Source organism: Sphingobium sp. YBL2 (genome assembly GCF_000943805.1).
In the GTDB taxonomy this organism is placed as follows: domain Bacteria; phylum Pseudomonadota; class Alphaproteobacteria; order Sphingomonadales; family Sphingomonadaceae; genus Sphingobium; species Sphingobium fuliginis.
In genome coordinates, this window is sequence record NZ_CP010954.1 from 4,418,026 (window position 1) to 4,441,297 (window position 23,272).

The following is a 23,272-nucleotide window of genomic DNA, read 5'->3' on the forward strand; positions in this document are numbered from 1 at the left end:
GGTCGAGCTAACTTGCGGCTGGTCAGTCAAAGACGCAAAAGCCTTTGTTTCCGTTCGCCCGAAGCCCGAACGGAAGATGAGCGATTACCGCCCCGGTTCATCCAGGCTGTAGCCCAGGCCCCGGATCGTCGTGATGACGTCCGCGCCCAGCTTCTTGCGGATGCGGGTCACGAACACTTCGATCGTATTGGAATCGCGGTCGAAATCCTGATCGTAGATATGCTCGATCAATTCGGTGCGGCTCACCACCTTGCCCTTGTGGTGGAGGAGGTAGGACAGCAGCTTATATTCCTGCGCGGTGAGCTTCACCGGCTCGCCCTTCAGCGTCACCTTGCCCGAGCGCGTATCCAGCCTTACGTCGCCCGCCGTCAGTTCGCTCGACGCATTGCCCGATGCGCGGCGGATCAGCGCGCGCAGGCGGGCGATCAGTTCCTCGCTCTGGAAAGGCTTGGCAAGATAATCGTCGGCGCCCGCGTCCAGCCCGGCCACCTTGTCTGACCAGCTGTCGCGCGCCGTCAGCACCAGCACCGGGAAGCTGCGTCCCTCCTTGCGCCAGCGGTCCAGCACGGTAAGGCCGTCGATGGTGGGCAGGCCGAGATCCAGGACGACCGCGTCATAGCTTTCGGTCGCACCCAGAAAATGCCCGTCCTCGCCATCGTCGGCCAGATCCACGGCATAGCCCGCGCCTTCCAGCGTGTTGCGGAGCTGTTGCCCAAGGCTAGGTTCATCTTCGACGATCAGCAGACGCATATGGCCCCGTTTCTGTTGTTATGCCCGACGCGCGCCTGTCAGCGCGCCCAGCCGATTATATCGCCCGTGCGACCGTCCGCATCAACCCATAGCACCTTGCCGTCCTTCACATATTTCAGGCGGTATCGATTGGTGGACGGGTTGAATTCGCTGCCCAGATAGGTGGCGCCGCCCATGGCGGCATCCACCCGGCGCTTGATGACGGAAAATGGCATGACCTGCCCGTCCAGCATCGCGCGGCGCGCGGCATCCTGCTCATCGCGCTGGCTGCTGGCATAAGCGGAAGGATTCGCGGCGAAAAGCACCGCCATGGCCCCCAGGCCTGCTATCAGTCTGAACCGCTTCATTTCCATGACCTTGGCATAGCCGGGAGCCATTGAACAGGTGGTGAATGACGATGAAGGGTGGGTAGCGCGCGTTCCGCCTGCCGCCCTCTTCCTGGGGCGCACCCTGCCCTGCCCGCGCAGGAGCCCGACACGGTCGATGATGGGGATTGACCTGAAAGCGGCCATGCGGCGGCTCTTGCGATCTCGGCCTTGCCTCCAAAGGAAAAGGGCTCCCTCCTTATGGAGAGAGCCCTTTTCATCATCCTTATGCGTTGGCCGGTCAGGCGGCGAGCTTGCGCAGCACATATTGGAGGATGCCGCCGTTCAGGAAATAATCCAGTTCGTTGACGGTATCGATGCGGCAAAGCGCGGTGAAGGTGAAGGTGGAACCGTCCGCGCGCTTCACGATCACTTCGACATCCTGGCGCGGCTTCAGGCCGGCGACATTCTGGATGGTGAAGGTTTCGTCGCCGGTCAGACCGAACGTGTCCTTGTTCTGGCCGTCCTTGAACTGGAGCGGCAGCACGCCCATGCCGACCAGGTTCGAACGGTGGATACGTTCGAAGCTCTCTACGATGACGGCGCGCACGCCCAGCAGGTTGGTGCCCTTCGCCGCCCAGTCGCGCGACGAACCGGTGCCATATTCCTTGCCGCCGATGACGACCAGCGGGGTGCCGTCGGCCTTGTGCTTCATCGCCGCGTCGTAGATCGGCATGACTTCGCCTTCATAGCGGGTCATGCCGCCCTCGACGCCGTCCAGCATCAGGTTCTTGATGCGGATATTGGCGAAGGTGCCGCGCATCATGACCTCGTGATGGCCGCGGCGCGCGCCGTAGCTGTTGAAGTCGGCCTGCGCCACCTGACGCTCCTGCAGCCACTTGCCCGCCGGGCTGGTCGCCTTGATCGAACCGGCCGGGGAGATGTGGTCGGTGGTGATCGAGTCGCCGAAGATCGCCAGCGGCTTGGCCTCCACGATGTCGGTGACCGGCTTCGGGGTCATGGTCAGGCCCTCGAAATAGGGCGGGTTGGCGACATAGGTAGAGCCGGCGCGCCAGCTATAGGTGTCCGAACCGGTGACGTCGATCGCCTGCCAGTGGGCGTCGCCCTTGTAGACATTGGCATAGCGCGCCTGGAACATCTGGCGGTCCATGCAGCCCGCCATGGTCGAGGCCACTTCGTCGTTGGTCGGCCAGATGTCCTTCAGGAACACCTGCTGACCGTCCTTGCCAGTCCCGATCGGCGTGGTGATGAAGTCTTCGACCACCGTGCCCTTCAGCGCATAGGCGACGACCAGCGGCGGCGAGGCCAGGAAGTTGGCGCGCACGTCGGGCGACACGCGGCCCTCGAAATTGCGGTTACCGGAGATGACGGCGGCGGCGACCAGGCCGTTTTCGTTGATCGCCTTGCTGATCGGCTCGGCCAGCGGGCCGGAGTTGCCGATGCAGGTGGTGCAGCCATAGCCGACGAGGTTGAAGCCGACGGCGTCGAGATGCGACTGGAGCCCTGCCTTTTCCAGATAGTCGGTGACCACCTGCGAGCCAGGCGCCAGCGAGGTCTTGACCCAGGGCTTGGGCTTCAGGCCCAGTTCGTTCGCCTTCTTGGCGACGAGGCCCGCGGCGACCAGGACGCCGGGGTTCGAGGTGTTGGTGCAGCTGGTGATCGCGGCGATGGTGACGTCGCCGTCGCCAATGTCGAAATCCTTGCCCTCGACCGGAACGCGCGCCTGGGCCTTCTTGTAGACCTTTTCCATGTCGGCGTTGAACACATCGTCCACTTCCGGCAGAGAAACGCGGTCCTGCGGGCGCTTCGGCCCTGCGAGGCTGGGGACGACGGTGCCGAGGTCCAGTTCCAGCGTGTCGGTGAAGACCGGTTCGACCGATGGATCGATCCAGAAGCCCTGCTCCTTGGCATAGGCTTCGACCAGGGCGATATTCTCTTCGGTGCGGCCGGTCAGGCGCATATAGTCGAGCGTCTTGTCGTCAATGCCGAAAAAGCCGCAGGTCGCGCCATATTCCGGCGCCATGTTGGCCAGCGTCGCACGGTCGGCCAGCGACAGGGTGGCAAGGCCGGGGCCGAAATATTCGACGAAGCGGCCGACCACGCCACGGGCGCGCAGCATCTGGGTGCAGGTGAGGACAAGGTCGGTGGCGGTGACGCCTTCCTTCAGTTCGCCGGTGAAGCGGAAGCCGACGACTTCGGGAATGAGCATGGAGACGGGCTGGCCCAGCATCGCGGCCTCAGCCTCGATGCCGCCCACGCCCCAGCCCAGCACGCCCAGGCCGTTGATCATGGTGGTGTGGCTGTCGGTGCCGACGCAGGTGTCGGGATAGGCGACGGTGACGCCGTCGGGGCCTTCGCTCGACCAGACGGCCTGCGCGATATTTTCCAGGTTCACCTGATGGCAGATGCCGGTGCCCGGCGGCACGGCGTAGAAGTTGGCGAGCGACTTCGAACCCCATTTCAGGAAGTCGTAGCGCTCCATATTGCGCTGATATTCGATTTCCACATTCTGTTCGAACGCCTTGGGCGTGCCGAATTCATCGACCATGACCGAGTGGTCGATGACGAGGTGGACGGGAACCTGCGGGTTGATCTTGCCGGCGTCGGCGCCCAGCGCGGTCATCGCGTCGCGCATGGCGGCCAGGTCGACCACGCAGGGGACGCCAGTGAAGTCCTGCATCAGCACGCGGGCGGGGCGATACTGGATCTCCCGCTCCGCCTTGCCCTTGTCATTCTGCCAGTCGACGATCGCCTGGATGTCGTCGGTGGTGACGGTGACGCCGTCCTCGAAACGGAGCAGGTTCTCCAGCAGCACCTTCATCGAGAAGGGCAGGCGCGAAACGTCTCCAAGCTTCGCGGCCGCCTTCTTCAGCGAATAATAGGCGATGTCCTTGCCGCCGACCTTCAAAGTGTCGCGCGTGCCGAGTGTGTCCTGTCCGATGGCGGTCATGAGTCGTGCGTCTCCTCGCAGTTGCCCGGCCAGGAGCAGGCAGGATGACGCTATTCCACCAGAGGCTCGCCGGACGGCGAAAAAAGACCGGACGGCAAGGTGGCGGGATGCGCCCCAACTCACGGCCGAAGCGGATATGTCCCGATGCGCGCCGCCATAGCGCCTGCGCGCCTCAAGTCAAATGCGAAGGCGCGAAAATGGGACGGTCCTCGATAATCTTTCTTGTAGACGCGGTCCTCCGGGGCGGGATACATTGGGTTGCAGCCGCGTTCTGGTGCAAGGAGCGGGCTTTGCAGAGATGATAAAGGGTCGCTCGCTCTGACGTTCGTCGTTGCATCAATGCTGATGTGAAGCTCGGGGGAAATTTCCGAATTTTACGTCGATGCCGAGATATATGTCTGAGGAGGAAGAGACGATGCGCCCAGTTTCCAGCCTCGCGACCGGCAAGTCTTTCGACCCGGCCTTAAGGGGTTACATCATCCACTATCATCCGGGGGAAGCCAATCACTGCCCCAGTTGCGGCCGCAGCCAGTGGATGGTCGGCCGGCTGATGGCCGAATGCGCCTATTGCGAAACCGCCCTGCCCCTGGAGAACAACCGTGGTTTCGGAGCCTGCGCCCGTTTCGTCAGCACGCATGACGTCATGGCGTCCGGCGATCCGCGCGACTCGATCAATCCCTGATCGGAGGAGGGCTGCGCGCCGTCAGGCCGCGGCCACCCCCTCCACCTCCACTATGCCGTCGCCGGCATAATAGCCCTGAACCCGCACCCGCTTTTCCACATGGTCGACGGGCACCCGCAGCAACACCAGGCGGAAACTGCCGCCCAGATCGCGCTGGAGCAGAAAACCCGCCTCGTCGCGGACCAGCCGCCCGGTTTCATCCACTCCAGCACCGATCTCCGTCATGGGTCATCGGTCTATCGCGTTCTTGATCCCCTTGCCAGCCATCAGGCCAAGGACGAGGAAGATGACGAACAGTGCGATCGCCAGCACGAACAGGAACTTCGCGATACCCACGAAGGCGCCCGCCGCGCCGCCGAAGCCCAATATGGCCAGCACGGCGGCGATCACGAGCGAAATAATGGCCAGACGGATCATGCGACACTCCTTCCGGTGAAAGACCTGCTCCTTCCAACGGATGGCGGGACCGCCGGTTCCTGACCGCGGTCAGGCGATCAGAACCAGAAGCGCACGCCCATCACCAGGCTCGTCGTTGCAGCCCGCTCTCCATCCCGCCGGGTGAAGCGGGCGGTGTCGCCCAGCTTGCGTTCCCAGTTGACCCCGACATAGGGCGCGAATTCACGCGCGAATTCATAGCGCAGGCGCAATCCCAACTCGATGTCGGAAAGACCCGAACCGATGCCGAGTTCCGGCACGTCCTGCGCCGCGAGGTTGATCTCCACCGCCGGTTGCAGGATCAGGCGCTGGGTAATGCGCTGGTCGTAGCTGCCCTCCAGCCGCAGATGCGCGTCGCCCTTGTCGGACAGAAAGGCCTGCGCGCCGACCTCGAACCAATAGGGGGCGAGGCCCTCTATCCCCACCACCGCATAAGTCCGCTGCGGATCGGGGCGAATGTCGTGGCGGACGCCGGCTTCCAGGTTGAACCAGGGATCGATGGCGCGGCTGTAAAGCGCCTGCACCTCCGCGCTTTCCAGCGGGCCGCCGAATTCGCCCTCTCCTTCGGTCTTGAAGGCGAAACGGTCGATGTCGCCGCCTATCCAGCCCTCCCCTTCCCAATGATAGCCGTCGGCGCCCCTGCCCATGCGATATTCGAGCCGGTCGAGCATCAGCCGGGAGAAGGTCATGCCGCCGCTTTCCTTGAGCATGGCGGCACGGGCGCGCGCCATTTCGGCGGGGTTGTAAAAGGCTTCCGAGGCATGATCGGACGGCATGGGAGGGGCTACCCCCTCGGGCGCGCCGTCATCGGGCGCGGGCTGGCCGTGACCGGCATGGGCGTCCCCGGCAGGCGGATGGTCGGAATGATCCTCCTGCTGCATGGCGCCGTGGTCCATCCCGCCATGATCCTGCGCCCAGGCCGGCAAGGCGCCGGAAGCGAGCAGCAGCGCGGCCAGGCAAACCGGCGCCTTCATGCCGCGTCCCCCGCGTGCCGCACGGTCACGACGCGCATCATCCCCGTGTGCATGTGCATCAGCATATGGCAGTGAAAGGCCCAATCGCCCAGCGCGTCGGCGGTAAGGTCGAAACTCACCTTTCCCCCCGGCAGCACGTTCACCGTGTGCTTGAGCGGATTATGGTCGCCCGCGCCAGTCACCAGTTCGAAGAAATGGCCATGCAGATGGATCGGGTGCGGCATCATCGTGTCGTTGATCAGGTTGACGCGCACCCGCTCCCCATGGCGGAAGGGAATGGGGTCCGCCCCATCCGACAGCTTCACCCCGTCGAAGGACCACATATAGCGCTCCATGTTCGCGGTCAGGTGGATGTCGAGCGTCCGGGTCGGCGGACGCCTGTCCGCATGGGGAGTCAGCGATTTGAGATCGGCATAGGTCAGCACGCGATGGTCGACGGTCTCCAGCCCCGTCGGGCGGTCGGCGGTCCTGTCGGCCGGCATGGGCGAGAGCGTCGCGACGCCGGGCCCCATCTTCACCTGCGGCGCCACCGACCTGTCGCGCATCTTCATCGAATGGCCGGCCATGCCTTCATTGGCGGGCTGGCTGAGATCGATGACTCCGCCCTGCCCCATGTCCATTCCGGACATGTCCATGCCCATGTCCTTCATGCCCAGCAGCGGTCGGGCGCGCAGCGGCGGCACCTCCGCCGCAAGGCCCATGCGCGGCGCCAGGGTCGCCCGAACGAGGCCCGATCGGTCTATCGCTTCCGCGATCAGGGCGTAGGGCTTCGCTTCCCCGGGCTGCACCACCACATCATAGGTTTCCGCGATGCCGATCTGGAACTCGTCGGTCTCGACCGGCTGCACATGCTGGCCGTCGCACTGCACCACCGTCATCGGCAGGCCCGGCAGCCGCAGGTTGAAGTTGGTCATGGCCGCCGCATTGATGATGCGCAGCCGCACCCGCTCGCCCGGCGTGAAGAGGCCGGTCCAGTTCTCCGCCGTGCCATGGCCGTTCACCAGAAAGCTGTAGGTCGATCCGGTGATGTCGGATATGTCGGTCGGGTCCATCCGCATGGCGCCCCATTCCATGCGCTCCTTCGCGTTCTGGTCCTTCCCGGCCAGCAGCCCCGCCAAGGTCTGCTTCTGCATGTTGAAATAGCCGCCCATCTGTTTGAGGCGCTTCAGCAGGACGTGCGGGTGGACCGGGCTCCAGTCGGACAGGATGAGGACATGCTCGCGCGTGGCTTCCACCGGATCGGTTCCCGCCGGATCGATCACGATCGGCCCATAATGGCCGACGGCCTCCTGCATGCCGGAATGGCTGTGATACCAGTAGGTGCCGGACTGCCGGATGGGGAATTCATAGGTGAAGGTCTCGCCGGGGCGGATGCCGGGAAAGCTGATCCCCGGCACCCCGTCCATCTGGAAGGGCACGATCAGGCCGTGCCAGTGGATCGACGTATCCTCCCGCAGCCGGTTGGTGACGGACAGGCGGACATTCTGCCCTTCCTTGAGGCGGATGAGCGGCGCGGGCAGCGTGCCGTTGATCATCACCGCGTGCGCCGAACGCCCGCCGGTCGAAAAATGCCCCTCCGCCACGGTCAGGGCGATGGCCTCGCCGCTCAGCACTTCCGGGGCTGGGGCCGGGGCCGGGGTCAGGCCGGCCGTTCCGCTCCGCGCCCAGGCGGGGAAAACCCGGCTCAGCGCCAGCGCGCCGCCCAGTCCGCCAAGATTGCGGACGAGGGTGCGGCGATCGACATCGGGAAGGGTGAAGGCCATGGACAGCTCTGCAATAAGGACGGTTTCCCCCTATACGCGGCCCGTCGCCCCATCCCTCAATCCTTCGGCCAATTTGTTGCGCGCCCTGTAGAGGCGTGTTTCGACGGCTTTCTCGCTGATGCCCAATATCTGCGCCGCCTCCGCCTGGCTCATTCCCTCGATGGCGCGCAGAACCAGCACGTCCTTGAGATTGCCGGGCAATGCGGCGATGGCTGCATGGATATGCGCCAGCTCCGCCCGGGACTGGACAGCCTCCTCCGGCGTCGGCATGCCGTCCGCCACGGCGCCTGCTTCCTCGATCGGCCGGGCGAAGGTGAAGAAGCGCCGCACCGCCCGCCGCCGCGCCCAGTCACGGCATTTATTCACCGCGATCCGCGCGATCCACAGCCGGAAGGGCCGCGCGCCATCATAGCGGCCAAGCGCGGCGAAGGCGGAGATGAACGTCTCCTGCGTGATGTCGAGCGCCTCCGTCGCATCGCCCGCATGTCCCCGCGCCAGACGGAACACGGCGTCGCGATGGCGGCGCATCAGCTCGCCATAGGCGCTCTGCTGCCCGGCGAGCGCCAGCGCGGCCAGCTCTGCATCGCCGCGTTCGGTGAGCGACGGGCTCACCGCTCCGGCGGGACGGGGGCTGGCCGGGTCAGCGCCTTGACGATGGCGGCGTCGAACTGCGCCGCCTGATCCGGCCGCAGCACGGCGCGCATCGCGAAGATATGCTTCAGCGTCTCCTTCTGAAGCATGCCCATGACGTGATGCGACCGGTCGACGGCCTCGGCCACTTTCGGGCCATAGCCATGCTCCGCCGCGATCGCCTGCGCCAGTCGCGCATTGTCGGCGCGCATCTCCGCCTCCATGGCCTCGCGCCGCCTCGCGAAATCAGCCTCCAGCGCGTGAATGCGCCGTTCCTGCGCCGCATCCAGTTCCAGCTTCTGGTGGATCAGGGCATGAACCTCGCTTTCGACGCGCGGTTCCGGCGCGATCCAGGCCCGCGCCACCAGCACCGCCGCCAGCGCCGCTGCAAAGGCGACCAGCGCGACCAGCCCATAGCGTGCGGTTCCCCTCATGCCCTTACCCCCCGCATGACTCACTGCCCCAGCAGGCGGGAGGGTGCGTAATCCGACATGCCGATGATGGCGGGCCGGGACGCCGCCTGCGCCGGGCTGCCGGGCACCACGCTGCCGATCCACCCGATGCCGACCGCGACGATCCCCGCCAGCGCGAGGCTGCGCCGCGCCACGGCCCGTTCGCGGCGCGAGACGACGCCTGCCATCACCGCGTCCTCCAGCCTTTCCAGACGCGGATCGGCGGGGGCGTTCCGCATCTGGGCGGCCACCTGGCCCAATAGCTGATCGAGGTCGCTCATCACTTTCACTCCACATAGCGGCTTCAAGCCGGCGGGCATCATCCGCCACGCCGGAAATCACCACAAACACCATGTCCTGTCGCCTGCAATACGCAGGGCGCTTACCGACCCCTCATGCAAAAATTCCTGCGCTCCGGTCGAGGGGTCGGAAAGCGCAATGCGTAATGGTCCGTAACCGCAATCTATCGGGAGCCTATCATCATGCGTCGCAACCTGTTCACCCCCGCCATGCTGGCCGCCGCCTTCGGCCTTGCCGCCCTCCCCTCCGCAGCGCTGGCGCATCCGAAGCTGCTTTCCTCCAGCCCGGCGGCGGACGCCACCGTCTCCAAACCCACCCGGCTGACGCTCAGCTTTTCCGAAAAGCTGCTCGCGCCCTTGAGCGGCGTGGACCTCACCATGACCGGCATGCCGGGCATGGCCGATCATGCGCCGATGCCGATCAAGGGCTTCAAGACAGCGGTCGACGGGGACGGGAAGACCATGATCGTCACCCTGCCCCGGGCGCTGCCGGCCGGCAGCTACGACCTCAACTGGCACATCGTCGGCGCCGACCAGCACAAGATCGCGGGCAAATACAGCTTCTCGGTCAAATAAGGTCGATGGACTGGCTTCTCGTCACTGCCCGTTTCGCCCTGTACGCCGATCTTGCAGCGCTTGCCGGCCTGCCGCTGTTCTGGTGGAGCATGGGCGGAAGCGCGCGGCGCGGGGCGATCGGCGCGCTGGCGGTGGCCGGGCTTGCGCTCTCCGCCCTGTGGCTGCTCGCCAGCGCGGCGGCCATGGCGGGAACCCCGTTCCTGCCCCCCGACTGGGGCGTCGTCGGGATATTGCTCAAGGAAACGCCGCTTGGCATGGTGCTGGCGGTGCGGGCCGTCGCGCTGCTGTCGATCCTGCCGCTGCTGCTCCGGCAGGGCGCCGGATGGAACGCCGCCCTGGCCCTGCCCGCCGCCATCGCCGCCGCAACCCTGGCCTGGTCGGGCCATGCCGCCGCCAGCGAAGGCCTTGCCGGCAGCGCCCACCGCATCGCGGACGCGCTGCATATGCTGGCCGCCGCCGGATGGTTCGGTGCGCTGCTGGCCTTGCTGCATGCCGTGCTGTCGGGAAGGGAGAGCGGACGAACCGCCCATATGCTGGAGCGTTTCTCCCTGTTCGGCACGATCTTCGTCGCGACGCTGATCCTGACCGGCGCATTCAACGCAGTGATGATCGTCGGTATAGCCCAACTGCCCGCGCTTCTGCATGGCCTTTATGGCTGGCTGCTTCTCACCAAGCTGGCGCTGTTCGCCGGCATGCTGCTGCTCGCCGCCGCCAATCGCTGGTGGTTGACGCCGATGCTGGAGAGGAACGGAGGCGTTGCCCATCTGCGCCTGTCGCTGCTGGCGGAAACCAGCCTGGCGGTCCTCATCCTGGGACTGGTCGCGGCGCTTGGGACCCTGGATCCACTGGCTTGAAATGTGGGTGATGAGGGGAGGATTGGGATTGGCGATTTCAAGACCTTCCTTCTCCTTGAGGGAGAAGGATGGAAGCCTTGGCGACGAAGGAGCCTGGGCTGATTTAGAGGAGGGAAGCGGGCTTGCGGTCCGCGCGATCCGTTGGATCGCGCTCCCCTCACCCAGCTACGACCAGGCAGCAAGCTGCCAAGTCTGCGCAGCCCTCTCCCTCAAGGGAGAGGGATAAGGTGGGCGTCAGATTACCACCCATTTCCCCGTCGCACCGGCGGTTGCTTCAGACCCAACCTTCCAGCACCTGATTGGGCGGCCGGTGGCCGTCGACCCAACTGCGGATATTGGCGATCACCCGTGCCCCGGTGGCGTCGCGCCCTTCGATTGTCGCGGACCCCATATGCGGCAGCAGCACCACATTGGAGAGGTCCAGCAACCGGGCGTCGACCGCCGGTTCATGCGTATAGACGTCCAGCCCCGCCCCTGCGATCCGTCCTTCCGCAAGCGCCCCGATCAAGGCCGGTTCATCCGTGATCTCGGCTCGCGAGGTGTTGATCAGATAGGCGTCGGACCGCATCAGCGCGATCCGCCGGGCGTCGATCATCCCGCGGCTGTCGGCGTTGAGCGGGCAGTGGATCGACACGATGTCGCTGCCCGCCAGCAGAGACTCCAGATCGCCATGCCAGTGCGCCTGCAATTCCTGCTCCACTTCGAAGGGAAGGCGGTGGCGGTTGTGATAGGCGATGGAAAGGCCGAAGGCCGCCGCCCGGCGCGCGACCGCACGGCCGATGCGGCCCATGCCGATGATGCCCAGCTTCTTGCCGCCGATGCGGTGCCCCAGCATGCCCGACGGGCTCCAGCCGGTCCACGCGCCAGAGCGCACCAGCTTCTCCCCCTCCGCCAGACGGCGCGGCACCGACAGGATCAACGCCATCGTCATGTCGGCGGTGTCTTCGGTCAGCACGCCGGGCGTGTTGGTGACGATGATCCCCTTCTGCCGCGCGGCATTGAGGTCGATATGGTCGACGCCGCTGCCGAAGCTGGCGATGAGTTGCAGCCTCTCCGGCGCGGCCTCGATCAGCGCGGCGTCGATCTGGTCGGTGACGGACGGCACCAGCACGTCGCATTGCGCCATGGCGCGGGTCAGCGCGGCGCGATCCATCGGCACGTCACCGATGTTGAAGACCGTATCGAACAGATCGGCCATGCGCGCCTCGACATTGGGAGGCAGGCGGCGCGTAACGATGACGCGCGGCGTGGCGGGGCGCGGTTTCTTGGCCATGTCTGGCCGCTATTCCCCGTGAGGACGATGGTCAAGCGCTTATCCATATCCGCAAGAGAGCGGTTGTCGGTCATGGCTGCGAGCGGCTATGGTCCGGCAGTCAGGCAACGGGGACGATATGGGCATGAAGGGCTATCTGGGCGCGGGCATGATCGCGGCGCTGTGCTGGGCGGGCGGGGCATGGGCCGCGCCTGCGAAGCCGGTGCCCTATTGGGCGTCGCTGACCCAGGCCGAGGCGCGCATGCGCGTGGGCCCCAGCCTCGATTACCCGTCCAACTGGGTCTATCGCCGCCGCGACCTGCCGGTGAAGGTGGTGCAGGTGCTGGGCCTGTGGCGCAAGGTGGAGGATTCGACCGGCACGCAGGGGTGGATGCATGTCCGCCTGCTGAGCGACACCCCCACCGCCATCGTCACGGCGGACATCGCTCCGATGCGCGATTCCCCCAGCGAGGACGCCCGCGCCCTGTTCCGCGCGCAGAAGGGCGTGGTGGGGCGGCTTTCCTCCTGCGGCAAGGGCTGGTGCGCCTTCGACGTAGGGGGGCAGAAGGGCTTCATCCGCGCCAGCGACATATGGGGCGCGACGGGGTAGCGCCGCTCACTCGCCCTCTTCGTCGAACCGGTCGGCGTGCATCAGCCGCTTCACCAGCGGCGCCAGCGCCATGACGACCAGCCCCGCACCGACCGACCACCAGCCGATCCTGCCATAGACCGCCAGCACATCGCCGCGGGAGGCCGCGCCGCCCTCTCCGCCCGTCGCCGCCGCAATCAGCCCGGCGGCATATTCGCCCAGCGCCATGGCCAGGAACCAGATGCCCATCATCAGGCCGATCATCCGCGACGGCGCCAGTTTCGACATGGCGGACAGGCCGACAGGGGACAGGCAGAGTTCGCCCAGCGTGTGGCAAAGATAGAGCAGGAAGATGAACAGCACCGGCGTCAGCGTGCCGGGCGCGCCGGTCCCCGCCACCAGGATCAGGAAGCCCGCGCCCACCAGCGCCAGCGCAATGCCGAACTTGGCAGGAGTGGAGGGTTCCCACCCCCGCTTCGCCAGCCAGATCCACAAGCCCGCCATCACCGGTCCGAACATCAATATATAGGCGGCGTTGACGGACTGGAACATCGAGGCAGGCACGTTGAAGCCCCAGATGTTCCGGTCCGTATAGCGATCCGTGAACAGGCTGAGCGACGATCCCGTCTGTTCGTACAGGCCCCAGAAGAGCGGGTTGATGACCAGCAGGAACAGCGCCGCCAGCATCCGGTCGCGGCCGATCCGCTCCATCCGGCCGAACGCTTCCCAGAGGATGTACAGCACGACGGCGACGCTTGCCGCCGCCAGCATCCAGCCGACGATCACATGATTCTGGATCAGGAACCAGCACAGCGCGATGAACGCCAGGCTGGAGAGATAGACCAGCCATTCGCGGCTGAGGATGCCGCCGACACGCTGCCTGAGGCGCTCGGGATCGCGCGGCTCGCCCTTGCCCTGAAGCAGCGGCCTGCACAGCATGAAGCCGATCACGCCCGCGATCATGCCGACCGACGCCGCGCCGAAGCCCCAGTGCCAGCCCCATGTCTGGCCCAGATAGCCGCAGATGACCGGGCCTATTGTCGCACCCAGGTTGATGCCCATGTAGAAGATCGTATAGGCCGGGTCGCGTCGCATGTCGTCGCGCGGATAGAGCTGCCCCACCAGTGCCGAAACGCTGGATTTGAGGAAGCCCGTACCCGTGATCACCGTCGCCAGGCCGAGCCAGAACAGGCCAAGGCCCATGGCCCCCGCATCGTCGCTTTCCATGCCCAGGATGATGTGCCCGGCGGCGATGACGACACCGCCGAACAGCACGGCCTTGCGCTGGCCGAGATAGCGGTCCGCCAGATAGCCGCCCATCAGCGGCGAGATGTAGATCAGCGACATATAGGCGCCATAGGCGTAGCTGGCGTCGCGATCGGAAAAGAGGAAATGCTGCGTCAGATAGAAGATCAGCAGCGCACGCATGCCGTAGAAGGAGAAGCGTTCCCACATCTCCACGAAGAACAGCAGGAACAGCCCACGCGGATGGCCGAGCCAGGTCCTGCCCGCTCCTGCCCCGGCGGGCGTTGAAATGGAGGTCGCCATCCGGCCCCTTATCCTATCTTGTTGCGGGCCCTGCGAAACGCATCCCTTGTCGCCGCCAGCCTAGAACCGAAATTATTCGTCTGTCAAAGAGCGGCCCTGCCCTTGCGTCCTGCCCGCCGCCGGGCCATCTGGACGGCCATGTTCAACGACCGCAGTTCTCCGCTCTCGCTTCTCCAGACCCGCCGATCGGGCAAGCCGCGCGACCTGATCGCGCCGGGACCGGACGAAGGCCAGCTCCGCAAGATATTGGAGGTGGCGCAGCGCACGCCCGATCATGGCAAGCTGGCGCCCTGGCGCTTCGTGATCGTGCCGCTGGAGAAGCGGGACGCTCTCGCGGCATTGCTCGAGACGGCGTATCGCGCCGAAAAGCCCGATGCCGGGCGGCTGGAGATGGAGTCAATGCGCCAGTTCGCGCATCAGGCGCCCACGCTGGTCGTCGCGCTGTCCGCGCCGGTAGAGGGTAGCAAGATCCCTGTGTGGGAACAGGAACTGTCGGCGGGCGCGGCGATCATGAATCTGCTCCATGCAGCGCATGCGCTGGGCTTTGCGGCGGGCTGGCTGACGGGCTGGGCCAGCTATAATGAGGATGTGCGCGCCGCCTTTGCGAAGGCCGGGGAGCGGATCGCGGGCTTCGTCTTCATCGGCACTGCGGGACGGGAACAGGAAGAGCGTCCTCGGCCAGAATATGACAATATAGTTTCTGTCTGGGACAGATAGTTACATGTTCAGCCGGATATGGCGCAAGGGCGTCGCTTGACCTGCCACGCTGTATTATGGCACTGATGCACCATGGCCGACGACTCAAAACCCGTCTATCTCCGCCTTCGGGAGATCATCGCCGCTTCTATTCTGGACGGGGAGTTTCGCGATGGGGACATGCTGCCTTCGGTGCGTGCCCTGGCCGCGCAGCAGGGCGCCAATCCGCTGACGGTAGCGAAGGCCTATCAATGCTTTCAGGACGATGGGCTGATCGTGGTGAAGCGCGGCGTCGGCATGTTCGTCGCCGACGGCGCGACGCGGCGGTTGCGGGAAATGGAACGGGCGCGCTTCATGGAGACCGTATGGCCGCCTGTGGCGGAGCAGATCAGGAGGCTGGGAATCAGCGCGGCGGATCTGGATTTGCAACGAGCCTAGGATCGCGCTGCGTTTTTCCATGAGTGCAGTGGGTGCGGGTGACGTGATAAGTTCGTGAGCCGCCGGGCTGGCTGATTTGGGTGGTTTCCTGCCATCCCCCCTCCCGCAAGCGGGAGGGGGCTAGGGGGTGGGCTGGCGCGACATCAGCGGGAATTTGCAACGGCTAAGCTGGAAGCTCGCTGCGCTCGCACCCACCCCTAACCCCTCCCGCCTGCGGGAGGGGAATGTCTTGGATTGGCCATTTCCCCGCACTCCAATGGACGCGGCGCGCTTTGGTACAATCAGGGCCTTCAATTCTGCATCCGATATTGCTTCAGCAGATCGTAGAGCGTCGGCCGGCTGATCCCCAGCATCTTCGCCGCGCCGGAGATATTCCCGTCCGTCCGCGCAATCGCCCGGCGGATCGCGCGGCGGTCGGCCATTTCCCGCGCCGCCTTCAGGTTCACCACATCACCGCCTTCGGCGCGATCTCCGTCCAGATCGAGATCGGCCGCGGTCACATGCTTGCCGTCGGCCATGATGACGGCGCGCTTCATGCGGTTTTCCAGCTCTCGCACATTGCCCGGCCAGCCCCAGGCGTCGAGCGCCGCCAGCGCATCGGGCGCGAGCCCCTTGACCTGCGGATTCATCTCCTTGGCGAAGCGGTGGAGGAAATGCCGCGCCAGCAGCGCCGGATCGCCCGGCCGCTCCCGGAGAGCGGGAATGCGCACGACGATCTCCGCCAGGCGATAATAGAGGTCCTCCCGGAAAGTGCCCGCCGCGATCATGGCTTCCAGATCCTGATGCGTGGCGCAGACGATCCGCGTGTTGACCGATATGGGCTGGCGTCCGCCGATCCGTTCGATCACCCGCTCCTGCAGGAAGCGCAGCAGCTTCACCTGCAAGGCCAGCGGTATGTCGCCCACTTCGTCCAGGAAGAGCGTGCCGCCCTGCGCCTGCTCGATCTTGCCGGGCGTGGTCTTGATCGCCCCGGTGAAGGCGCCCTTCTCATGGCCGAACAGTTCGGCCTCCAGCAATGTTTCGGGAATCGCCGCGCAGTTGATCGCGACGAAGGCCCCGTCCCGGCGCGGGCTGGCATCGTGCAGGCCCTGCGCCAGCAATTCCTTGCCGGTGCCGCTTGCGCCCAGCAGCAGGACGGAGACGTCCGCGGCCGCCACCCGTTCTATGGTGCGGGCGACCTTCATCATTTCCGGCGCGGCGGTGATCAGCCGGCCCAGCACGCGCCCGCCCTCCGGCGCGGTTTCGGCCAGCCGGGCATTTTCCCGCTCCAGCGCATGAACGTGGAAGGCGCGGCGGACGATCAGCCCCAGCTCATCGATGTCGACCGGCTTCTGGTAGAAATCATAGGCGCCGCCGGAAATGGCCTGCAGCGCGCTTTCCCGCGCCCCATGGCCGGACGCGACGATGACCTTCGTGTCCGGCTTGATCCGCAGCATTTCCGCCAGCGTCGCGAACCCTTCGCTGGTGCCGTCGGGATCGGGCGGCAGGCCCAGGTCCAGCGTCACCACATCGGGCGCCTGCTCGCGCAGCATCTCTATCGCTTCCTCCCGGTCGCCCGCGATGAAGAGCTGATATTCCTCATAGGCCCAGCGCAATTGCCGTTGCAGGCCCGGATCGTCCTCGACGATCAGCAGTTTCGGTCGCATGTCGCTCATCAGGCGGCCTTCCCCCTAAGATCCTGTTGCGCCAAAGGCAGGCGCAGCGTGAACCGGCTCCCCACGCCGGGCTTGCTTTCCACATCGATCCGCCCGCCCATCGCCTGGGCCAGGGCCCGCGCCTCGAACGCACCGATGCCAAAGCCCCCCGCCTTGCTGGAGGAGAAGGGCTTGAACAATTCGCGGCGGATGAATTCCGCGGTCATCCCCCGGCCCTGATCGACGACATCCAGCAGGGCGCAGCCACCATCGGCGGACAAGCGCAATTCCACGGGGCTGTCCGGCCGGCTGGCGTCGATGGCGTTCTGGAGCAGGTGGGTGACGATCTGCTCGACCCTGGCGGGATCGGCCAGCACGGGCGGCGCGTCGCCGGTCACGCCTATTTCGTGCTGGCGCGAGCGGGTGCGCGCGACCTGCTCCGCCACTTCGCGCAGCGCCATGGGCCGGGGTTCCTCCGCCCGGCCCTTGTTATGCTGCGACAGGCGGGCGAGCATGTCGTTCATCTTGCCCACCGATTCCTTCAGCGTCAGCACCATGTCGGTGCGGAAATCCGGATTGTCGGCGTGCCGCTCCGCATTGCGGGCGAGCAGCGAAAGCTGGCTCACCAGATTCTTGACGTCATGGATGATGAAGGCGAAGCGGCGGTTGAACTCCTCGAAGCGCTGGGCGTCGTCCAGCGCCTGCTGGCCCTGCGCCTCGCTCAGATAGCTGGCCGCCTGCCGTCCGGCGGCGCGCAGCATGTCGAAATCCTCCCAGTCGAGCCGGCGGTCGATCGGCGGGCGGGCAAGCAGGATCGCGCCGATCAGCCGGCCGAAATGGATCAGCGGCACCAGCGCCCAGGCGCGGCGGTCCAGGCTCATCCAGCCCGGCGCACTGATTTCCCCGGCCCCGGAAGGCGGGCGGTCGATGTCGATGATCCAGCCGCTCTGTTCGATGAGGGCGGCGAGCGGGGCGGGCACGACCGATCCGTCCGGCCTGTCCCCCTGCCAGTTCCAGTGCGTTTCGAACGCCAGCGCGCCGTCGTCCGCACGCAGCATCAGCAGGGCGGCGGGAGAATCGGTGATGTCGGCCACCGCCTTCGCCACGCGCTCCCCCAAAGGCAGGGCATTGTCGCCGGGGCGGCCTATGGTGTCGCCGAAGCGCATCCATTCGGTGCGATAGTCATAGCGGTGCTGGAAGAAATGCTTGGCCACCTGCACCTTCCAGAAGGCGCGGAGCCGGCGGGAAGGCAGCAGCACGAGCGCGCTTACCGCCAGGAAGAAGACGCAGCCGATCTCGACCGCGCGGGCATAGGGCCCGGCGACCAGTTCCACCAGCACCGCCGCCGCCGCCAGCACCACGATGTAGAGCGCGATGGCCGCGAGGGAGAGCGACTGGAATGTCAGGGCGCGGGACAGTTGCAGCCGTCCGGCCATGTCGGCGCGCATTCCCGCCGCGATCACCGGGGCCAGCAGCGCCATCATCGGCCCGCGCAGCGCGTAGAGATCGCTTGCCCGGTCGATGGCGAAGGTGGCGATGGCATAGAGATTGAGGTCATATGTCCACATCGCCGCCAGCGCCCCCAGCAGCAGCGCCACCCGCTCCCGTTCCCGCACCGGCCAACTGATATAGAGATGATGGACCAGCATCAGGCTGCCGATGGCGGTCATCAGGTGCAGCACCAGCGAGGCATGAAGAAGCGCGCGGTGCAGGTCGCTAGGCTCCGGCAATTGCCGCCAGATGAGGTCGGTGAAGGTCTGAAGCAGGATGATTCCCGCCACGGCGGCATAGACCGATCCGATCGCCAGCAGGGATTCTCCCCGCACCGCGCCGTTCCGCCGCAGCATCGCGAACAGCAGCAGCAGCCAGGCCGCGTTTCGGATATTTTCTCCGATGCCGGTCAGCGGCTTGCCCACCCCGCCGAAGGAGACATAGAGCGACCAGCAGGCGGTCAGCAGCAGCGCCGCGGCCAGCAGGCGCTGTTCGGCGGCTTCTTCCCGGCGGCGCAGGACGAAAATGCCGAGCGCCGCGAACAGCACGGCGGCCAGCGCATGGCCCCAGTCCCCGACGAATTGCAGCAGGCCGCTCACCGCGCCCCCTCCGGCCAGAGGATGACGCGCAGCGTCTGGATGAGGATCAGCAGATCGAGGAAAGGCGTGTAGTTCTTGGCGTAATAAAGATCATATTCCAGCTTGTTCCGGGCATCCTCTATCGACGCGCCATAGGGATAGTTGATCTGCGCCCAGCCGGTGATGCCGGGCTTCACCATGTGCCGCTCCGCATAATAGCGCAGATGCTGTTCCAGATCCTCGACGAACTGACGGCGTTCGGGGCGCGGGCCGACGAAGCTCATCTCGCCCTTCAGCACCGTCCATGTCTGCGGCAGTTCGTCGATGCGCAGCTTGCGCAGCCAGTAGCCAAGGCGGGTGATGCGCGGATCGTCCTTTTCCGCCCAGACCGCCTGGCCGGACAGTTCCGCGTCCTGCCGCATGGTGCGCAGCTTCACGATCCAGAATTCCTCGCCATAAAGGCCGACGCGCTGCTGGCGGTAGAATGCGGGGCCCTTGCTGTCGAGCTTCACCAACAGGGCGGCCAGCAGGATGATGGGGCCGGTCAGCAGCAGCAGGATCGAACTGGCGAGGACGTCGAACAGCCGCTTGGCGATGCTGGACAGGCGGCGGCCCGCCGAAAAGCCGTCGGAGAAGATCAGCCAGCTCGGATTCACGCTGTCCAGGTCGACACGGCCGGTTTCCCGCTCCAGGAAGGTGGAGATCTCGTTCACATGGACGCCGGTGGTCTTGATGCGCAGCAGGTCGCTCAGCGGCAAGGCGTTGCGCCGTTCCTCCAGCGCCAGCACCACCTCGCTCGCGGCCAGGCGGACGACGAAATCGGCGAGATTGTAGATGGCGCTGCGGTTGATCGCCTCCGGGATCACCTGCGCGCCGTCATTCATCGCGATGTAGCCGACGACGAGGAAGCCCGATCCCTTGCGCTGCTCGATCTCCCGGATGCGGTCGGCGCGATTGCCCGCGCCCAGCACGACCAGCCGCCGCTTGAACGCTTCGCCGCCGAGCATCGATCCCAAAAGGACGCGGATCGCCAGCAGCAGGGCAATGGCGAGTCCCATGGCGTAAAGCGAATTGGACCGCCAGAGCGTGATGTCCGGCAGCAGGAAATGCATGACCGACAGGAACAGCACGCCCAGCGAAATCGCGACCAGCAGCCGCGCCAGCGCGTAGCGGATCGATTGCAGCGCCTCCGGCCCATAGACGCCGACCGCGATCATCGCTGTCTGTATGGCCAGGCCGAAGCTGAGCAGCGGCGCGATGCGGGTCGACACATGATCGACCTCCATGCCGATCTGGCGGGCGCGCAGAATCCACCCGCCTTCAGCCGCCGCCATCAGCAGCATGAAGTCCAGAAGGCCGAGCAGCAGGACCGCATGCGGCACATAATGTTTGAACAATCTTATCATTCGTCGCGCGTTCCCGCTGCGCCCGGCGGGCAGGTGACAGCCGGATCAGCTTACAGGCGCTGTAAGGAAATCCGACACTGTCAGGGACAATGCACGACAATCACAAAGATTTTCTGAACGGGACCACCGACCATGCCGACGAAGCGGCAGGGGCGATCAATTCTGGTTGCGAAGCGCATCCGCGGCGTTCTTCGCCGCGTGCCCCACCACATGGGCGGCGCTGTCGACGGAACCGGCTGCCTTCATAAGGGCGTCGGCACGGCTATCGTCGCGTTCCTTCGTCATGTAGAAAAAGCCGATCGCCAGCACCAGCGCCAGGGCGACCAGAAGGAATATGATCAGGCTTCCCCGCGACCGGCCCGGCAAGGAAGCCGGTTCGAAGGGTTCGTCCTTACGACCTTCGTCCATTCTCCTTCTCCCGATCCTCGCATACCGAGGCGGAGAGTATAGCACAGATCACTCCACGTCGGAGTCGGTATCTTCACCTGTTTCCCGGGATTCCCGGCCCCGGCTCAACCGGTCGACATCGTCCATGATCTCGTCCAGCACCGCGGCGTCGCTGCTTTCCTGGCTGCGGCGGGATGGCAGTTCGCCATTTTCCAATATCTGCTCCAGCGCGGCGCGGCCGCGGGCGACGCGGCTCTTGATGGTGCCCACGGCGACGCCGCAGATTTCGGCGGCTTCCTCATAGGCGAAGCCGCCCGCGCCGACCAGGATCAGCGCCTCTCGCTGGGGCTGCGGCAATTGCAGCAAGGCGCGCTGCATGTCGGACAGTTCGACATGCTTGTCCTGCCCGGCGGGCGCGGCAAGCAGGCGGTCGGCCGCCAGATCGTCCCAATCGCCCCGGAAGCGGGAACGGCGCATCTGCGACAGATAATGATTGCGCAGGATGATGAAGGTCCAGGCACGCATGTTGGTGCCCGCCTGGAAGCGGCTGCGCGCGGCCCAGGCCTTCAGCAGCGTTTCCTGCACCAGATCGTCCGCGACATCGCGATTGCCGGACAGGGACCGTCCAAAGGCGCGCAGATGGGGGATGACCGCCGCCAGTTCCCGCTTGAAATCGGTGTCTGAAAGCGTTTCGCGCTCAACATCCTGGCCCACGCCGTCGCTCATGGTAACAACCCCTTCACCGGCTGTCGCCCTCGCTGCATGAACGGAAGTCGTCAAAGCCATATGTGCGTCCGCATCCCAATCTTTTTCTTCTCAAGGACCAATTGCCGCAACCGCGTTCAATGGCCCCACAATATCACAATCATCACGATGATCGCGAGTGTCAGTGAAACGCCGAGCACGTAACGCACGATATGCGGCGTCGAGCCCGCCCTGGCTTCTTCCGTCGCAATATGCTGCTCCTGTTCGACCATGGGTCGCTCCCGATCGTTACGCATCAATAACGCGGGTCGTGGACCGGGGTTCCCCTTCTTTCCAGCCTAATTTCAGAAAGCCGCGCGCGACGTCAGGCCGGCGCGGTCGCTTCGTCGAAGAACAGCGCCTGAGAAATCGCGGCCTTGACGGTCGAACGCTGGAAAGGCTTGGTGATGAGGAAGGTCGGCTCCGGCCGTTCGCCCGTCAGCAGGCGTTCGGGGAAGGCGGTGATGAAGATCACCGGAACGGAGAATTCGGCGAGGATGTCCTTCACCGCATCGATGCCGCTCGAATCGTCGGCAAGCTGGATGTCCGCCAGCACCAGCCCGGGCCGTTCCGCCATGGCTTCGCGCACCGCATCCTCGCGCGTGACGGCGATGGCGGTGACTTCATGCCCCAGGTCGCGAACGATGGTCTCTATATCCATCGCGATGATCGGCTCATCCTCGATGATCAGCACCTTGGCGCGGGTCTGCGCCTCGATCTCGCTCAGCGCTTCCTTGACCAGCGCTTCCACGTCGTCGCTGTCCAGGCCGATCAGATAGCCGACGTCATCGACGGTAAATCCCTCCAGCGCCGTCAGCAGCAGCGCCTGGCGCGGCAGCGGCGTCAGGCGGGCGAGTCGTGCCTGCGCGATCGCCTCCTGCCCGTCGGCGCCGGTCAGCACCGGCCCGTCTTCCAGATGGGACGAGGACCAGATCGCATGGAAAGTCTTGTAGAGGCCAAGGCGCGGATCGACATTCGACGGGAATTCGTCGGGCGCCGCCACGATCGCCTCCAGCGTGGCGCGCACATAGGCATCGCCGTGCGCCTGGCTGCCCGTCAACGCACGCGCGTAGCGCCGCAGGAAAGGAAGGTGGGGGTGCAGTTGCTGACCAAGCGACATCTGTAAAAATTCTCCCAGCCCATCGGGCGCCTTGTCCTATGTTAAAGCCACGCCTTAACCAAAATGCCGAAACATTCGCCGGAATGGGAGGATGGATGGACGATGCCGATGTGGCAAGCCCCCTTACCCCCTTTCAGAATGGAAATGCTTCGGGCATGACCGCCCGCGTCGCCTTCCATTCTCGCCACCGACCTCGTGCGGCGGGCAAAAAATGCTTCGCCAAGGGAACCAACGACCAACGGATTTGTTTCACTGCCGTTCGGTTTTTTCGAAAATCTTTGGAATTTTGTGTTTTGATTTCCCTGACGCCGAATTGACGTCATAGGGGAAAGCCGCAAAAAGAGCAGGCTGGCATGACATTGATGGCTGCAGAGGGGCGTGTTTTGGTTGCTTCAACGACGGAACGGGATGTGACGGGAGGGGACAAGAAAGATGTCGGCACCAACACTCCGGATTCTGGCGTGAAGGGCAGTGTCGCCCGCAAGAAACGCACATCGGCCGCGAAGGACGACGGCCAGGTCGCTAATGCCCTGCGATCCGTCTATCAGCGCGCGGTTGACGAGGATATTCCCGCGGAAATGCTTGACCTTCTCAGCAAGCTCGACTGACTCTCCCTGATCGGCCGGACCGGGGGGAGCCGGAAACAAGCGGAGGGGACATGGCGCATCTGGTAAAATCCGGCCGGCGAGCGACGCTCT

At 65.3% G+C, this 23,272-nt stretch carries 27 protein-coding genes; 8 read left to right on the forward strand and 19 right to left on the reverse strand.

The genetic code is table 11. The features are described from left to right. Positions 1–84: 84 nt before the first annotated feature. The 3 genes from TZ53_RS20325 to acnA all read right to left on the reverse strand — a co-directional run bounded on the left by TZ53_RS20325 (position 85) and on the right by acnA (position 4,026). Positions 85–750 (reverse strand): response regulator transcription factor, encoded by a 666-nt coding sequence (locus TZ53_RS20325; protein ID WP_044662519.1) that lies wholly within the window; start codon positions 748–750, stop codon positions 85–87. A 38-nt stretch (positions 751–788) separates the two neighbouring features. Then, positions 789–1,127 carry a hypothetical protein gene (locus TZ53_RS20330; RefSeq protein WP_025551820.1) on the reverse strand — a complete coding sequence of 113 codons (339 nt, stop codon included), beginning with the start codon at positions 1,125–1,127 and terminating at the stop codon, positions 789–791. Positions 1,128–1,356: 229 nt separating this feature from the next. Then, on the reverse strand, positions 1,357–4,026 hold the full coding sequence (acnA, locus tag TZ53_RS20335; protein ID WP_025551821.1) for an aconitate hydratase AcnA: 2,670 nt from the start codon (positions 4,024–4,026) through the stop codon (positions 1,357–1,359). Between the two features lie 415 nt (positions 4,027–4,441). On the opposite strand from acnA, the gene TZ53_RS20340 reads away from it, so the two are divergent. Beyond that, the gene (locus tag TZ53_RS20340; RefSeq protein WP_044662520.1) at positions 4,442–4,708 is read left to right on the forward strand and encodes a hypothetical protein; all 267 of its coding nucleotides are present in this window, start codon (positions 4,442–4,444) and stop codon (positions 4,706–4,708) included. 21 nt (positions 4,709–4,729) lie between these two features. Here TZ53_RS20340 and TZ53_RS20345 read toward each other — a convergent pair whose 3' ends face one another. The 7 genes from TZ53_RS20345 to TZ53_RS20375 form a co-directional block, all read right to left on the reverse strand. After that, a complete protein-coding gene (locus tag TZ53_RS20345) occupies positions 4,730–4,933 on the reverse strand; it encodes a DUF5818 domain-containing protein (RefSeq protein ID WP_044662521.1) in 204 nt (67 codons plus the stop codon). Between the two features lie 3 nt (positions 4,934–4,936). Then, positions 4,937–5,125, reverse strand: coding sequence for a DUF1328 domain-containing protein (locus TZ53_RS20350; protein ID WP_025551823.1), 189 nt, complete (start codon positions 5,123–5,125; stop codon positions 4,937–4,939). 77 nt (positions 5,126–5,202) lie between these two features. Beyond that, on the reverse strand, positions 5,203–6,117 hold the full coding sequence (locus TZ53_RS20355) for a copper resistance protein B (protein ID WP_044662522.1): 915 nt from the start codon (positions 6,115–6,117) through the stop codon (positions 5,203–5,205). Then, entirely contained in the window at positions 6,114–7,880 is a 1,767-nt protein-coding gene (locus TZ53_RS20360; RefSeq protein ID WP_044662523.1) for a copper resistance system multicopper oxidase, read from the reverse strand. Before TZ53_RS20360 ends, TZ53_RS20355 begins: the two co-directional genes overlap by 4 nt. Positions 7,881–7,910: 30 nt before the next feature. After that, positions 7,911–8,492 carry an RNA polymerase sigma factor gene (locus tag TZ53_RS20365; RefSeq protein ID WP_025551829.1) on the reverse strand — a complete coding sequence of 194 codons (582 nt, stop codon included), beginning with the start codon at positions 8,490–8,492 and terminating at the stop codon, positions 7,911–7,913. Continuing rightward, positions 8,489–8,944, reverse strand: a complete 456-nt coding sequence (locus TZ53_RS20370) for a periplasmic heavy metal sensor (RefSeq protein ID WP_025551831.1) — start codon at positions 8,942–8,944, stop codon at positions 8,489–8,491. Before TZ53_RS20370 ends, TZ53_RS20365 begins: the two co-directional genes overlap by 4 nt. A gap of 20 nt (positions 8,945–8,964) precedes the next feature. After that, complete coding sequence (locus tag TZ53_RS20375; RefSeq protein ID WP_044663174.1) at positions 8,965–9,243, reverse strand: hypothetical protein; 279 nt, start codon at positions 9,241–9,243, stop codon at positions 8,965–8,967. Between the two features lie 201 nt (positions 9,244–9,444). On the opposite strand from TZ53_RS20375, the gene copC reads away from it, so the two are divergent. Together copC and copD are read left to right on the forward strand one after the other, a co-directional pair. Beyond that, positions 9,445–9,837: a copper homeostasis periplasmic binding protein CopC gene (copC, locus tag TZ53_RS20380; protein WP_044662524.1), complete on the forward strand. Its 393-nt coding sequence runs from the start codon at positions 9,445–9,447 to the stop codon at positions 9,835–9,837. A gap of 5 nt (positions 9,838–9,842) precedes the next feature. Next, positions 9,843–10,691 (forward strand): copper homeostasis membrane protein CopD, encoded by an 849-nt coding sequence (copD, locus tag TZ53_RS20385; RefSeq protein ID WP_044662525.1) that lies wholly within the window; start codon positions 9,843–9,845, stop codon positions 10,689–10,691. 274 nt (positions 10,692–10,965) lie between these two features. On the opposite strand, the gene TZ53_RS20390 is transcribed toward copD, so the two are convergent. After that, on the reverse strand, positions 10,966–11,964 hold the full coding sequence (locus TZ53_RS20390; protein WP_044662526.1) for a 2-hydroxyacid dehydrogenase: 999 nt from the start codon (positions 11,962–11,964) through the stop codon (positions 10,966–10,968). A 118-nt stretch (positions 11,965–12,082) separates the two neighbouring features. Here TZ53_RS20390 and TZ53_RS20395 point away from each other — a divergent pair, with 118 nt between their 5' ends. Next, positions 12,083–12,553 (forward strand): SH3 domain-containing protein, encoded by a 471-nt coding sequence (locus TZ53_RS20395; RefSeq protein ID WP_044663175.1) that lies wholly within the window; start codon positions 12,083–12,085, stop codon positions 12,551–12,553. 6 nt (positions 12,554–12,559) lie between these two features. Here TZ53_RS20395 and TZ53_RS20400 read toward each other — a convergent pair whose 3' ends face one another. Continuing rightward, positions 12,560–14,080, reverse strand: a complete 1,521-nt coding sequence (locus tag TZ53_RS20400) for a peptide MFS transporter (RefSeq protein WP_044662527.1) — start codon at positions 14,078–14,080, stop codon at positions 12,560–12,562. Between the two features lie 138 nt (positions 14,081–14,218). Between TZ53_RS20400 and TZ53_RS20405 the strand changes: the two genes are divergently transcribed. After that, positions 14,219–14,797, forward strand: a complete 579-nt coding sequence (locus TZ53_RS20405) for a nitroreductase family protein (protein WP_044663176.1) — start codon at positions 14,219–14,221, stop codon at positions 14,795–14,797. A gap of 72 nt (positions 14,798–14,869) precedes the next feature. Beyond that, on the forward strand, positions 14,870–15,214 hold the full coding sequence (locus TZ53_RS20410) for a GntR family transcriptional regulator (RefSeq protein ID WP_044662528.1): 345 nt from the start codon (positions 14,870–14,872) through the stop codon (positions 15,212–15,214). A gap of 290 nt (positions 15,215–15,504) precedes the next feature. Here the strand turns inward: TZ53_RS20410 and prsR are convergent, their stop codons facing one another. The 7 genes from prsR to TZ53_RS20445 all read right to left on the reverse strand — a co-directional run bounded on the left by prsR (position 15,505) and on the right by TZ53_RS20445 (position 22,574). Then, positions 15,505–16,869: a PEP-CTERM-box response regulator transcription factor gene (prsR, locus tag TZ53_RS20415; protein WP_044662529.1), complete on the reverse strand. Its 1,365-nt coding sequence runs from the start codon at positions 16,867–16,869 to the stop codon at positions 15,505–15,507. Further along, the gene (gene prsK, locus TZ53_RS20420) at positions 16,869–18,938 is read right to left on the reverse strand and encodes an XrtA/PEP-CTERM system histidine kinase PrsK (protein WP_044662530.1); all 2,070 of its coding nucleotides are present in this window, start codon (positions 18,936–18,938) and stop codon (positions 16,869–16,871) included. Before prsK ends, prsR begins: the two co-directional genes overlap by 1 nt. Then, a complete protein-coding gene (locus tag TZ53_RS20425; protein ID WP_044662531.1) occupies positions 18,935–20,323 on the reverse strand; it encodes a TIGR03013 family XrtA/PEP-CTERM system glycosyltransferase in 1,389 nt (462 codons plus the stop codon). The genes prsK and TZ53_RS20425 overlap by 4 nt, the downstream gene beginning before the upstream one ends. Positions 20,324–20,479: 156 nt before the next feature. Beyond that, positions 20,480–20,731 carry a hypothetical protein gene (locus TZ53_RS20430; RefSeq protein WP_044662532.1) on the reverse strand — a complete coding sequence of 84 codons (252 nt, stop codon included), beginning with the start codon at positions 20,729–20,731 and terminating at the stop codon, positions 20,480–20,482. A gap of 48 nt (positions 20,732–20,779) precedes the next feature. Beyond that, a complete protein-coding gene (locus TZ53_RS20435; protein WP_025549519.1) occupies positions 20,780–21,436 on the reverse strand; it encodes a sigma-70 family RNA polymerase sigma factor in 657 nt (218 codons plus the stop codon). A gap of 116 nt (positions 21,437–21,552) precedes the next feature. Beyond that, positions 21,553–21,687 (reverse strand): hypothetical protein, encoded by a 135-nt coding sequence (locus TZ53_RS27805; RefSeq protein ID WP_025549520.1) that lies wholly within the window; start codon positions 21,685–21,687, stop codon positions 21,553–21,555. Positions 21,688–21,779: 92 nt separating this feature from the next. Next, positions 21,780–22,574, reverse strand: coding sequence for a response regulator (locus TZ53_RS20445; protein WP_025549521.1), 795 nt, complete (start codon positions 22,572–22,574; stop codon positions 21,780–21,782). A 95-nt stretch (positions 22,575–22,669) separates the two neighbouring features. On the opposite strand from TZ53_RS20445, the gene TZ53_RS26910 reads away from it, so the two are divergent. Both TZ53_RS26910 and TZ53_RS27625 read left to right on the forward strand, forming a co-directional pair. After that, a complete protein-coding gene (locus TZ53_RS26910) occupies positions 22,670–22,891 on the forward strand; it encodes a hypothetical protein (protein WP_130030177.1) in 222 nt (73 codons plus the stop codon). A 36-nt stretch (positions 22,892–22,927) separates the two neighbouring features. Further along, on the forward strand, positions 22,928–23,182 hold the full coding sequence (locus TZ53_RS27625; RefSeq protein WP_044662533.1) for a NepR family anti-sigma factor: 255 nt from the start codon (positions 22,928–22,930) through the stop codon (positions 23,180–23,182). The last annotated feature ends 90 nt before the right edge of the window (positions 23,183–23,272 follow it).